We start from the raw sequence: 1,524 nt of genomic DNA, 5'->3' as shown, positions 1-1,524 counted from the left end.
GGGTTCAGGAGCGGGTGCAGAAATGCGTGAGGCCATGGGTGTTGCTGTATTTGCAGGTATGATTGGGGTTACCGTTTTTGGCTTACTCTTAACGCCTCTCTTCTATAAGTTAGTCAGGCATCTAAGCAACAGAAAAAAGTTGTAGGGTAGAGCTTCTTATTTCTACCTATTAAGGCGGGAATTTCCCGCCTTAATATTTTATAGGCTAATCTAGTAAATCTATGACGGTTTGAGAGTTATAGAAATCTTCTAAATGGCGTCTCAGAAGCTCCTCTAGAATGCCGTTTTCTTTAAATGCTTCTAAAGCCTTGGGTGCGAATATTTTTATGGGCGCAATAATTCTATCTTTTGAGACATCAAATTCCTCGAGCAAGACGTCGAGGTTTTTTCTGCCGTAGCGCTTAAAGAAGTAGTCTACGATGGTTTCATAACTGCTGATGAAATAATCTGTTTTTCTAAACTTAAGCCAGAAGTCATAGCCTAAGGCGATAAATTCAGATAGATCTAAACTGTCCATACCTTGTTGAAATTCAGACATGGGTTTATTTTCAATCGCTTCCCATAGCTCCATTGCAGAGTCGCGCAATTGCTCATCGCTTACTGAGCCTTCTAGAAACTTCTTGCTTTCGTCCAGGATAAAGTCGAGGCTGTCGATAATAAAACTTTTTACGCTCTCCTCTACTCCGGAGCCAATTTTTGGCGCAGCTTTGCTGACTACATTTCTTCCCATCTTGAGCATTGAGGACACGCCCGGAATGTTCTTGCTGATTAGGTTGCTTTCATAAATATAGCGAAGGATAGCTTGGTAAAGAATGCCTGATATTAATTCGGCATATATCGGTAGCTCAATTACTTTGTCTATGCCTTTGTTTCGCTGCTCCTTTAGCTCTAAAGCTTTGTCTATGAATTCTTCAAAGTCTTTTTTGCTGATGATTTGGTTCAGTAAGGTTTCTTGATGTTTTTTTGATGTAAATAGAGTGTCGGCTGCCTCACCCGCAACTTCGGCGATGGCACCTGGAATACTTGAGCTAACGACGTTTTCGTATATAACTTGTTTGATTTGTTTAGCGCTGACAAACTTATTTAGATGGATTTCTCCTACAGCTTTCAGTAAAAACTCAGTCTCTGAATCGCATAGCTCAATAAAACGATCGGAGTTAAAGCACTCAAGTTCGTGCTTTAAATGTAGCTCTAATAGCTGTTTTGAGAGTGAGGGGAGCTCACTTTTATCATTTGCTGTGTCGTGCTTGGTTTTGTTTGCTTGGCGCTTAGTCATAATAGACTCCTGTAATATAGCTTACAGTTGTACCCTTAATGTCTAGAGGCGTCAAATCAAAAGTCTATTTTTGCTGTTGATGTGTCGTAATTAAATTGTCTAGTATGGACGTTTACCACTTAGAGTACTGATCTTCGACAAAACCATATTGAGATTCAATCTCGTAGCGTTTGCCTTCAGCGGTGATTAAGTGCCCCTTAAACTTGCCGAATATTTGTTTGAAGTTTGTGGCCATGAAACCGGCATTG

Annotated in this window: 3 protein-coding genes; 1 reads left to right on the top strand and 2 read right to left on the bottom strand. The window is 40.4% G+C overall.

Annotated elements, in window-relative coordinates; translation table 11 throughout:
* A partial coding sequence (locus tag A3757_RS27915; protein WP_197469653.1) for an efflux RND transporter permease subunit occupies positions 1–145 on the top strand: 145 nt, incomplete at its 5' end.
* A gap of 60 nt (positions 146–205) precedes the next feature.
* Here A3757_RS27915 and A3757_RS01930 read toward each other — a convergent pair.
* The gene (locus A3757_RS01930; protein ID WP_068508376.1) at positions 206–1,276 is read right to left on the bottom strand and encodes a hypothetical protein; all 1,071 of its coding nucleotides are present in this window, start codon (positions 1,274–1,276) and stop codon (positions 206–208) included.
* Positions 1,277–1,388: 112 nt separating this feature from the next.
* Positions 1,389–1,511 (bottom strand): DUF2804 family protein, encoded by a 123-nt coding sequence (locus A3757_RS28010; protein ID WP_369819517.1) that lies wholly within the window; start codon positions 1,509–1,511, stop codon positions 1,389–1,391.
* Positions 1,512–1,524: the final 13 nt, after the last annotated feature.

The organism is Oleiphilus sp. HI0117 (genome assembly GCF_001635235.1).
The sequence above is the reverse complement of the archived record's forward strand: the minus strand, read 5'-3'. Positions and strand labels throughout refer to the sequence as shown.